9 protein-coding genes are annotated in these 11,361 nt (G+C 37.1%); 1 reads left to right on the forward strand and 8 read right to left on the reverse strand.

Annotated elements, in window-relative coordinates; all coding sequences use genetic code 11:
* Positions 1–59 precede the first annotated feature (59 nt).
* The 8 genes from carB to K9V48_RS17270 form a co-directional block, all read right to left on the reverse strand.
* Positions 60–3,146 (reverse strand): carbamoyl-phosphate synthase (glutamine-hydrolyzing) large subunit, encoded by a 3,087-nt coding sequence (carB, locus tag K9V48_RS17235; RefSeq protein WP_224140272.1) that lies wholly within the window; start codon positions 3,144–3,146, stop codon positions 60–62.
* Entirely contained in the window at positions 3,139–4,209 is a 1,071-nt protein-coding gene (locus K9V48_RS17240) for a carbamoyl phosphate synthase small subunit (RefSeq protein WP_224140273.1), read from the reverse strand. Before K9V48_RS17240 ends, carB begins: the two co-directional genes overlap by 8 nt.
* A 151-nt stretch (positions 4,210–4,360) precedes the next feature.
* Entirely contained in the window at positions 4,361–5,521 is a 1,161-nt protein-coding gene (gene argD, locus K9V48_RS17245; RefSeq protein WP_224140274.1) for an acetylornithine transaminase, read from the reverse strand.
* On the reverse strand, positions 5,518–6,300 hold the full coding sequence (gene argB, locus K9V48_RS17250) for an acetylglutamate kinase (RefSeq protein WP_224140275.1): 783 nt from the start codon (positions 6,298–6,300) through the stop codon (positions 5,518–5,520). Before argB ends, argD begins: the two co-directional genes overlap by 4 nt.
* Before the next feature lie 10 nt (positions 6,301–6,310).
* Positions 6,311–7,543 (reverse strand): bifunctional ornithine acetyltransferase/N-acetylglutamate synthase, encoded by a 1,233-nt coding sequence (gene argJ / locus K9V48_RS17255; protein WP_308012594.1) that lies wholly within the window; start codon positions 7,541–7,543, stop codon positions 6,311–6,313.
* A gap of 23 nt (positions 7,544–7,566) precedes the next feature.
* Positions 7,567–8,604: an N-acetyl-gamma-glutamyl-phosphate reductase gene (argC, locus tag K9V48_RS17260; protein WP_224140277.1), complete on the reverse strand. Its 1,038-nt coding sequence runs from the start codon at positions 8,602–8,604 to the stop codon at positions 7,567–7,569.
* A 455-nt stretch (positions 8,605–9,059) separates the two neighbouring features.
* Positions 9,060–9,368, reverse strand: a complete 309-nt coding sequence (locus K9V48_RS17265; protein ID WP_224140278.1) for a metal-sulfur cluster assembly factor — start codon at positions 9,366–9,368, stop codon at positions 9,060–9,062.
* Between the two features lie 110 nt (positions 9,369–9,478).
* Positions 9,479–10,246, reverse strand: a complete 768-nt coding sequence (locus K9V48_RS17270; protein ID WP_224140279.1) for an alpha/beta fold hydrolase — start codon at positions 10,244–10,246, stop codon at positions 9,479–9,481.
* Positions 10,247–10,397: 151 nt separating this feature from the next.
* Here K9V48_RS17270 and K9V48_RS17275 point away from each other — a divergent pair, with 151 nt between their 5' ends.
* Positions 10,398–11,210 (forward strand): Cof-type HAD-IIB family hydrolase, encoded by an 813-nt coding sequence (locus K9V48_RS17275; protein WP_224140280.1) that lies wholly within the window; start codon positions 10,398–10,400, stop codon positions 11,208–11,210.
* Positions 11,211–11,361 lie beyond the last annotated feature (151 nt).

Below are 11,361 nucleotides of genomic sequence, written 5' to 3' on the forward strand. Positions count from 1 at the left end.
CTTACAAAATAGAAAGCACCATATAATGCTTTATTTTGTCTTCTTTTTTGTTGGTAGAGTTAAATTGCCATACTCCGTTTTGTTAATTTCTGGATTGATAATGCATCCTCATCTACAGCAGTAATCGCCTGCAAACATGCATAAAATGTGGCAAGGTTCGTGAACAACATCATCCCTTTTTCTAAGGCTAATTGACGATCCAGTTTGGCATCATCACCTTCTATTAGTGAGACAAAGATGCCCTTCTCGCCTTCAACCCATGAAGAATAATGATTTGTCATGACTTGAAGACCAGCCTTCTTCGCTGCTTCAATCGCTTCTTCATTTATTTCATCAAAATAGACACTTGTTACATTTTGTAAATCTTTATAAAAGATCTTACGGTACACACTATGAATATTTTGTCCAACACACATACCTTCACCTGTTGCCTTCATTTCTGGTCCCAATGTAATATCGACATCATGAAGTGCGTGGCTAGAAAATACTGGGTATTTCACAGCAACCCAATCATCAATTTCAACATGTTGAAGTTGTAGATCACCTATTGTTTTACCACATAGTAAGTAGGTTGCGTGCTTAATAATAGGAATACCTGTTACCTTACTGATAATTGGTGCCGTTCTACTAGCCCGTGGATTTACTTCAAGAATGTAGATTTGATCTCCATTTACTAAAAATTGAATATTCATGATTCCACGATAATTTAGTTTTTTCACTAATCCAGCCGCATATTCAGCAATTATTTGTTTATTTTTTTCTGTTAAGCTTTGAGAAGGTAGAATGGCTAAACTATCACCAGAGTGAACACCTGCTGGTTCAACATGCTCAATATAAGTCGGAATAAATGCCTCTTTTCCATCAGAAATGAGATCAATTTCACCTTCTACACCTTGTACAAATTGATCAATTAAGATTGGATAAATCATATTTGTACTTTCAGTTAGCAACGAGGCTAACATGTCTTCATTATGAACGACGACCATTCCTTTACCACCGATAACATAAGATGGTCTTAGTAAGATCGGATAGCCAATTTCATTTGCACCCTTTATTGCTTCATCTGCATTGTTTGCTGTTAATCCCACTGCGTGTGGAATCGCAAGCTCATCTAATAATTGATAGAATTTATCACGGTCCTCTAGCCAATCAAGTGTGTCTGTATCTGTTCCTAACAACGTAACACCTGCAGCTTCTAATTGTTCAGCAAGATTGATTGCTGTCTGACCACCATACTGGACAATCACAGAATCGATTTTTTCTGATTCAACAACATTAAGGACGTGTTCTAGGGTAATTGGTTCAAAATAAAGACGATCGGCTGTTTCAAAATCTGTACTTACTGTTTCTGGATTATTATTAATCATAATTGCTTCGTAACCCAGTTGCTTCAATGCTTTGATACCGTGAACAGCACTATAATCAAATTCGATTCCTTGACCGATCCGAATAGGTCCAGAACCGATAATTAAGACCTTTTTCTTATCTGATAATTCAGGTTGTTCATTTTCTCCGAAATACGTTGAGTAAAAATAATTTGTCCGTGCTTCAAATTCCGCTGCACACGTATCAACATACTTATAAGCTGCTTTCACGCCTACTTCAAGACGATGATTTCTTATATCTGCTTCTGGTACTTGAAGCAATGCGGCTATTGTTCGATCTGAGAAACCTTTTTCTTTCACTTTCGCCATCAAATCAGCATCAAATGTTTCAACGGTTTGCTTTTTCAATTGCTGTTCAAGATCAACAATCTTTTTAAAGCATGCTAGGAAATAAAGATCCATTTCGGTCATACGATGGATTTCTTCAATCGCCATTCCTCTTCTAATAAGTTCCATAACTATAAAGAAGCGACGGTCATCTACTATCAACATTTGTTCTACAAGCTGGTCTGTCGATAAGACTTCAAGCTCTGGTAAATACGTCCCAATATTATCAAGCTCCAAGGAATCACATGCTTTTTGGAGAGCAGCTTCTAGGTTACGTTCAATCGCCATTACTTCCCCAGTTGCTTTCATTTTCGTTCCTAATTTCCGATCTGCTTTATTAAACTTATCAAATGGCCATCTAGGAAATTTTACAACTACATAGTCAAGTGCAGGCTCAAAGCTCGCATAGGTGCTCATTGTTAGTGGATTTTTTAATTCCTCTAAACTATATCCAACAGCAAGTTTTGCCGCGATTTTTGCAATTGGGTAACCTGTAGCCTTTGATGCTAGGGCAGATGATCTGCTGACCCGTGGATTTACTTCAATTATATAGTATTGCTTACTTTTTGGATCCAAAGCTAATTGAATGTTACATCCACCGACCACACCAAGTGCTGAAACGATCTTCACAGCAGCAGTTCTTAGCATATGATAATCTTGATCTGTTAACGTTTGGGATGGGGCAACGACTATTGAGTCACCTGTGTGAACACCAACCGGATCAATGTTTTCCATATTACAAACTGAAATACATGTTCCTTTATGATCCCGAATCATCTCGTATTCAATTTCTTTAAACCCTGCAATACTTTTTTCCACTAAGCATTGAGTTATTGGACTTGCTTGCAGGCCACTTTTTACAATCTTTTTATATTCTTCTATTGTATTGGCAATTCCTCCGCCTTTACCACCAAGCGTATAAGCTGGACGAATGATGATCGGAAAACCAATTTGATGTGAAAATTCAATCGCTTCTTCTACTGTAGTCACAATTGCACTTTCCGGAATTGGTTGATTTAAATCATACATAAGTTGGCGAAACTCGTTACGATCCTCACCTTTTCGAATCGATTCAATCGATGTACCTAGCAGTTGAACACCATATTCCTCCAACACTCCTGCTTCATGAAGTTCCATCGCTAAGTTTAGTCCTGTTTGACCACCTAATGAAGCAAGTAAACCATCAGGTTGTTCCTTTTCAATGATTTTCGTTACACTTTCAACGGTTAACGGTTCAAAGTAGAGAACATCTGAATACTCTTCATCTGTCATGATTGTAGCTGGGTTGTTGTTCACTAAAACAACTGTGTAACCCTCTTCCTTCAGAGCTAAGCACCCTTGTGTACCAGCATAATCGAATTCTGCAGCCTGACCGATAATAATTGGACCAGAACCAATTACGACGATTTTCTTGATTGATTGGTTTTTAGGCATAAAGTATATCTCCTTTTGCAACCGCGACTAAATCTAAAAATTCATCAAAAATCCATTCACTATCTGTAGGTCCTGGATGTGCCTCGGGATGAAATTGTGCTGTTAAAATTGGTAATGTAGCATGTGATAACCCTTCAATTGAATCATCATTTATGTTATAAAAACGAGTAATTAAATCCGTTTGTTTCAAGCTTTCTCCAATTACAACGTAACTATGATTTTGCGATGTCATAAATACTTTTTTGGTTTTCGTATCTAATACAGGCTGATTAGCACCTCTATGTCCGAACAAGAGTTTTTTCGTTTTTGCCCCAAAAGATAACGAGATTAATTGGTGGCCTAAACAAATCCCTAATGTTGGATAGGATGAAACAATTTGTTTTATTTGCGAAAAATAGCTTTTTAACATCTCTGGATTTCCTGGACCATTTGATAAAACGACACCATCTGGATCTAATTCAACGACTTTATTCATCATTGATAAAGGAATTGTCGTTACTTTACACCCTCTATTAACCAATGAAGTAAGGATTGATTTCTTATAGCCAAAATCAATTAAGACGATATGCTTTTCCCCTTCTCCATACGTTTCAATCGAAGAAGAGGTGACTTCGAAAACGCCATCTTCGTAAATTGTACTTGGCTGTTCTTCTTTCTTAATTTCTTTGGAAATCGTTGCAGCCATCGAACCTTGATGACGAATCTTTTTCACAACAGAACGTGTATCGATATGGTGGATAATTGGAATATTCCACTTTTGTAAATACTCTTTTAAGCTGTGCTTCGCCTCATAATGAGAATATTGATCTGTGCACTCATACATAACAACAGCTTTTACATGCGGCTGCAAACTTTCAACATCGTTTGAGTTGATGCCATAATTCCCGATCAGTGGATAAGTAAATACAACAATTTGATTTTTAAATGAAGGATCTGTTAACACTTCCTGATACCCTGTCATCCCTGTAAAAAATACAATTTCTCCGCTGATGTCTTGTGAAGATCCATGTTCAATCTCTCCCGTATAAACTGAACCATCCTCTAAATGGAGATAACCTTTCATTTGTTCACACCTCTTTTGTCTCAAAATGATCCTTCTATTTGCATGAACTTATGTCCATGCAGATTATCGATTTTTTCTATTCTTTTTATAATTGGATAATTATTAAATAATAAGTATTTTTATTCAAAATCGTGTAAAAAAAATGCTCATTTTACTGAGCGCTAGCCGTTTCTTTTGCTGTAGAAAATAGTTTATCAATGATTCCAACCGCTATATCGATTTCTTCATAGGAAACGTTTAGTGGTGGAAGAAGTCTAATAACATTTGGTCCAGCCGATAAAACGAGTAGTTGCTGTTCTCTTAATTGATCAATCAACATACCAACTTGTTCCTTACATTCGATACCAATCAATAAGCCCTTTCCACGAATTCCATTAACAAGTGGATGATTTCCTATTTTTTGAACTAACTTATCAACTAAATAGCTACTTTTTTCTTCAACTTCTTTTAGAAAATCATCATTTAGGATTTTCTTCATTGTTGCCTTCGCTGCAGCCATTGCTATTGGATTTCCTCCAAAAGTTGAACCATGGCTTCCAGGCTGAAACGTTTCAATTAATGGTGCTTTCCCAATCATTGCGCCAACTGGAAGCCCACTCCCTAATCCTTTAGCAGAAGTAACGATATCTGGTGATAGTCCATAATGCTGGTATCCAAATGGTTTACCTGTTCGACCAATACCTGTTTGAACCTCATCGATAATTAATAATGCACCAATTCGCTTACATGTTTCATTTACCTTGTCGATAAATTCTTGCTCTGCCGGGATAACTCCGCCTTCTCCTTGCACGACTTCAAGCATAATTGCAGCTACATCATCCTCTAGCACATCTAAAGCAGCTACATCATTGTATGGGAGATACGTAAATGTTTCGAGTAGAGGTCCAAATCCTTGTTGTATTTTTTCTTGACCAGTTGCTGACATTGTTGCAAATGTTCGTCCATGGAAGGATTGCAGGAAAGTGACAATTTTTGTTTTGCCCGTATGCTTTCTCGCTAACTTAATTGCCGCTTCATTCGCCTCAGCTCCACTGTTACAAAAGAATACAGCCTCTCCATCACTATTCTCAACTAAGAGCTTGGCAACATCCTCTTGAATCGGTTGCTGAAAAAGATTTGACGTATGCCAATATTTTGTTAGTTGCTCTCCGACTGCCTGCATCACATCATCATCTGCATGACCTAAATTACAAACCGCAATCCCTGTGACAAAATCCAAATACTTTTTATCATTTTCATCAGTAAGCCACGAGCCTTTTGCTTCTTTCACTGTAACATCCCATCTTGCATAAGTAGGAAATAAATAACTCACGTTGACGATACCTCCTGTTCTCTAACAATTTTCGTTCCTTTAAAATCATCATTTTCAATAAATGCCTGTTGACCACTTACGATCATGACTTCTTTTAATGTATCTGAAAGAGTTGTCATCGCAGATTGCACTTTTGGAATCATGCCACCTGTAATAACCTCGTCTTCAATGTATGATTGTATTTTAGAAGGAGTAATTTCCTTGATTAATTGTTTCGATTCATCAAGAATACCCGGTACATCTGTTACAAATAGTAGCTTCTGGGCACCAACTGCCTGTGCGATTGCAGCAGCAGCTAAATCAGCATTAACATTTAGAGTATCATGTGTCACAGTACGTGCTAGCGGCGCAACCACAGGTATATACCCATTTTCCATGAGTAGTGATACAACGGATCTGTTAACAGACGTTACTTTACCAACTAATCCAAGATTTTCTTTATCTAAAAATTCAGCTTGTAACATTTCACCGTCACTACCCGATATCCCAATTGAATTGAGTCCTTTTTGTTGTAAAAGGTTTGTTAGATGCTTGTTTATTTTTCCTGCTAAGACCATTTCAGCTATCTCTAACACAGCTTCTGTTGTTTTTCGTTGTCCCTTTACGAACTCTGTCTCAATATTTAAAGCTTTTAGCATGTTTGTTATATCTGGACCACCACCATGAACGATCATGACCTTCCAATTATTCTCAATCAGTGCATTCAAGCTTTGAAAAAATGAGTCTGACAATTGGTGAACTGTACTTCCGCCACATTTTAATACGACTGTTTTTGACATATCCTTCTCCTTATGTTCGGTAACTTGCGTTAATTTTTACGTAATCATAGGTTAAATCACAGCCCCATGCCTTACCTGCTTCATCTCCAACACCAAGGTTAACCGCAATTTTCACTTGGTCTCTTTTTAAATACTCACTTGCTTTTTCCTCTGAAAAAGGTTGAGGGCTATTATTTGTAAACAAGCAAAGATCTTCAAGGTATATGTCAATCTTTTCTGGCTCTACTGAAGCTTCACTATACCCGACGGCACAAATAATTCTTCCCCAGTTTGCATCAGCTCCATAAACAGCTGTTTTTACTAAACTTGAGCCAACGATCTTCTTCGCAACAACATTTGCTTCTTGTTTTGTTCTTGCTCCAGTTATTTCTACTTCAATTAGTTTTGTTGCCCCTTCGCCATCTTTGGCAATTTGTTTTGCAAGTTCTTCGCTTACCATCTGAAAAGCTGTTTTAAACTCATTCCACTGTGGATGTTTTTCATTTAATTGTTCGTTCTCAGCTTGACCATTAGCAAGCACAAGCACCATATCATTCGTCGATGTATCACCATCAACTGTTATTTGATTAAATGTTTTATCCGTGACTTCTTTTAACACAGATTGAAGGGATTCAGAATCAATGTTCGCATCAGTTGTCATAAAGCCAAGCATTGTTGCCATATTTGGATGAATCATCCCAGACCCTTTTGCAGCCCCACCGATCGTGACTTTTTTTCCATCAATCACAACTTCGTAGCATGATGTTTTCATCACTAAATCCGTTGTTAAAATTGCTTGTTGGAATTCGACTGCAGCCTTCTCGGTTGCTTGAGGTTTTAATTGGTCAATCCCTTGACGAATTTTATCCATTTTTAAAAATTCACCGATGACTCCAGTTGAAGCAACTGCTACGTAGTGATTTTCAATATTAAACAACTTTGCAGTACGTTCTCTCATCTCGTATGCATCTTGAAGCCCTTGCTCTCCAGTACACGCATTTGCATTGGCACTGTTTACCACGATTGCCTGCAAGCGCCCTTCTTTTGCAACACTTTCTTGCGTTACTTTTAATGGTGCTGCTTGAAAGTGACTTTGTGTATAAACTGCTGCACAATTTGCAGGTACTTCACTATAAATCACACCTACATCATTTCTGGCATACCTTAAACCAGCGTGAACACCATCGCTTGAAAATCCTTTTGGTGTAACGATTGATCCATCATCAATTTTTGTTATTGCAGCTGTTTCCTTTGTTTCTAACACTGCGTTTTCCTCCCTAGCTGTCATTATGGATAAATAGGTGCGAAATACAATCCAGTCTTTTCTTCGAAACCATTCATAAGATTAAAGTTTTGAACCGCTTGACCTGCAGCACCCTTTACTAGATTGTCTATCACCGCTACTATCGTTATTCTTCCCGTACGTTCATCAACTTTTACACCGATATCACAAAAGTTAGAACCATATACTTCCTTTGTTGATGGAAATTCATTTTGCTTCCGAATTCGAACAAATGGTGAATTTGCATAATAATCTTTATATAAATCTAGTATTTCTTCTGTTGAATACGTATCTGTCAAACTTGCATAAATAGTGGCCATAATCCCACGAGTCATTGGCACTAAGTGTGTGTTAAAGGAAATACAAGTGATTGCTTCATTTAACGAGCGAAGCGCTTGTTCAATTTCCGGTATATGCTGGTGCTCGTGAACTTTATATATTTTTATATTTTCGTTTGTTTCTGAAAAATGTGTTGCTTGTGATGCATTTCGACCTGCACCTGAAACTCCTGTTTTAGCATCAACAATAATTGACTGTTCATGAACAAATTTCTTCTCAACAACTGGTGCTAATCCTAAAATCGTTGCAGTTGGAAAACATCCTGGATTCGCAAGTAAATTCGTCTTTGTAATTTCTGCTTTATTTAATTCAGAAAGACCGTATACAGCTTTTTCAAGGACATCTTCATCTACACACGGGCGTTTATACCATTCTTCATACTCACCTTTATTTTTTAACCTTAAATCCCCTGATAAATCGATGATCTTCACATCTGAGTCAAGAAATTGAGGTGATAAAATTCTTGAAACACCAGGAGGGGTCGCAAGAAATAGAACCGACACATTCTTTTTTATTTCTTCCACATCAATCTTATTTAATGTGTGAGTACTTAGATCAGATAAGTGTGGAAAAGAATTACTATATGGAACATCCATTTCTGAAGATGAATACATTATACATTCATCAACATGTGGATGATTTGATAATATACGATATAATTCGACTCCACCATAACCAGTGGCCCCGACAATTCCGACTTTCATCAAAACACCTTCTCTTGTTAAGTTCGTTTTCTAAATTATTTCTCAATTATAAATATGTATAAAAATAAAATCAAGTGTATAAATAATATTTTTATGAATTTTTCAATAAATCCCTTTAGGAATAAGGAAAATGAATCTTAAAACTTCCCTCTACAATAATTAATATATATACAGAAGCTTGCATAAAAGAATGCGAATGGTGAATAAATTATTTAGGAAAGACGTATGAAGCTTTTGGACGTAAGATTTTTTGTTAAAGGAAGCTTGTTATTTCATAGGTTCTCCCTTTCTTTGCTCCAGTGTTTGGGGATTTCAGGGAAACGGGAATTTTATGGGTAGTAGATTCTGATTCGAGGTGTAAAAAGTATCTCATTTGTTTATTATGCACAACAATATTCACCAAGCATGAAAAAGCCACCAGAGGGCACTATCCCGCTGATGGCTTTAAATAAACTTCATCGAATTCCTAAAGCAATTTTTGCGTATCTAGACATTTTGTCCTTCGTCCATGGTGGATTCCAAACAATATTTACCTCTACATTTTTTACTTCGGGAATATCTGCTAGGGACAATTTCACTTGATCAACGATCGTGCCTGCCATTGGGCATCCCATCGATGTTAATGTCATGGAAACTTCTGTTTGCCCTTCCTCATCCATAGTCACATCATAAACGAGTCCAAGATTTACGATATCGACGCCTAATTCTGGATCGACTACCGTTTCAAGTGCACCGTAAATATTTTCCTTTACTAATTCATCCATTTTATCTAATCGCTCCTTTCAAATCCTTACTAAGCAATCCTTTGCTCAATCGAGTATAGTAGAGTAGCCGCCATAAAGAAAGGGACATGCTTATTCTTTCTGAAAATAACTTATAAATAACGGACAAACCACTCTACCAACGCCAAAACACCTTCACGCGATACTTTATGATCTGCAAGAGGATCGACAAAAAACTTTAGTCTTTCTGGTGTTTTTTCATACATTGGGATGATGTCTTGATAAAATTGATAAGCTGGGGCAAACGGGACAACATCATCACGTTCTCCATGCCAAAATAACAGTGGCCTATTTTGCAGCTTCTCCTGATGCAAGCTTAAATCAAATGGCTCCAACAGCGAAAACTGTTCATCAATTTCCGTTGCAGAAAGGGGTAGTTCTACACCATTTTTCTGCAGGTCTAAAAGCTGACTTTTTAAAAGCGTTGTGTAATTAGGGCATCCCATAAGACTTACAGCAGCTTTGATCCAATCATACTGCGTTAAAGCACCTAACGCGGTGATCCCTCCCATTGAGTGACCCGCAAGACCTATACGTTGGTTATCGATTAAATCATGCTTTTCGAAATGCTCTTTAATTGTATTGATTTCTTCAATTTCATTGACGACAATTTTCCAAAACCTAAGACTTAATTCCTTTTTATTATATTCATTACTTCTTTCACCATGATATAACGCCTCTGGTAAAACAACTCTAATTCCTTTTTCAGCTAAATAATACGCATAATGGAGATTATGTTCCTTTGCACTCATAAATCCATGGATATACATGACCAAGGGAGTTTTTTTATCCTTAATGGAATGATCGACAATATGTAATAGTGGAATGTCTGCGATGTTCATTTTTTCGACTACAATCAAAGTGAATCGTGCCTCCCTAACTAATTTGCCTCAAATTAATTGTAACATGTAGACAGGTAACTTGGAAAAAAGATACACTAGTATTAAAGCGCAAACACCATGTCCAGCCTCACGCAAACAAAATTTCACAAAAACGAAAAGAGGAGACTTTATGGAAACGAAACCTTTCTTAATTGCTTTAGACTTGGATGGAACTCTTTTAAAGGACGATAAAACCATTTCAAATTATTCAAAAGAGATAATCGAAAAAGCAAAAGCTGCGGGACACATAGTCTGTATTGCTACAGGAAGACCATTTCGATCAAGCTCCATTTATTATGAAGAATTACAACTAACTACACCTATCGTTAATTTCAATGGAGCATATGTCCATCATCCTAAAAATGATGGCTGGGGGAAATATCATACAACACTTGATCTTCAGGTTGTTAAAGAAATTATTGAAGTTGCCGAAAAATATCAAATACATAATATGTTAGCTGAAATTATCGACGATGTGTATTTTCATTACCATGATGAGAAACTTTTAGATATCTTTAACATGGGGAACCCAGATATTAAAATTGGCGATTTACGAGAAAATTTAGGTGATGATGTCACAAGCATCCTGATACATGCTGTTGAAGAAGATGTTGAAAAGATTCGATCTTATTTATCAGAGGTTCATGCCGAAATTGTTGATCATAGAAGCTGGGCAGCACCATTTCACGTTATTGAAATTATTAAAGCAGGTATGAATAAAGCGGTTGGTTTAGAAAAAATCGCATCCTATTATCAAATTCCAGCAGAACGGATCATCGCATTTGGAGACGAGGATAATGATGTAGAAATGCTTCAATATGCTGGTCACGGTGTTGCTATGGGAAACGCAATCGACAAGCTTAAAGCGGTTGCGAACAAAGAAACACGAACAAATGAAGAAGACGGCATTGCGCATTATTTAAAGGATGTTTTATCTTTATAAAGAAGACTTCCATCAGTGGGGGGATTCTTTCATCCCCCACTGATGGTTAGTTCGCACTTATCGGACCTTTACGGGCAGTTAATCTCCCACCTATCTTCTTTGTATTTGTACACTCAGAAGCCTGAGGTCGGAGTCTTACTGCCCGTTAAGA

This window comes from Metabacillus rhizolycopersici (genome assembly GCF_020075705.1).